The following is a 494-nucleotide window of genomic DNA, read 5'->3' as shown; positions in this document are numbered from 1 at the left end:
ACGTACACTAATGAAGATGGCAATACAGAAACCGTGACAGTGACGGTTGATCCGATTGCTGATGACACAGTATTAGTAGCAGACAGCGCAACGACTGATGAAGATACCCCAGTAGTTATCGATGTCGTCGCAAATGATACGGATGCCGATGGTGAAGTTTCACCTGTTGCATCAGTGACAGACGGCACGAACGGGACAGTAGCGATTAACGCTGACGGCACCGTAACTTACACGCCAAACGCAGACTTTAATGGTGAAGACGAATTTACGTACACTAATGAAGATGGCAATACAGAAACCGTGACAGTGACGGTTGATCCGATTGCTGATGACACAGTATTAGTAGCAGACAGCGCAACGACTGATGAAGATACCCCAGTAGTTATCGATGTCGTCGCAAATGATACGGATGCCGATGGTGAAGTTTCACCTGTTGCATCAGTGACAGACGGCACGAACGGGACAGTAGCGATTAACGCTGACGGCACCGTGAC

General features: G+C 48.4%; 1 protein-coding gene. It reads left to right on the top strand.

Annotated elements, in window-relative coordinates:
• Positions 1–494 (top strand): Ig-like domain-containing protein (locus V5290_RS17410; protein ID WP_333388796.1); only part of this gene is annotated, 494 nt, incomplete at both ends.

Origin of the sequence: Psychromonas arctica (assembly GCF_036697365.1) — a bacterium.
GTDB lineage: Bacteria > Pseudomonadota > Gammaproteobacteria > Enterobacterales > Psychromonadaceae > Psychromonas > Psychromonas arctica_A.
Note: the sequence above shows the minus strand (reverse complement) of the source record. Positions and strands in the feature narration are given on the sequence as shown.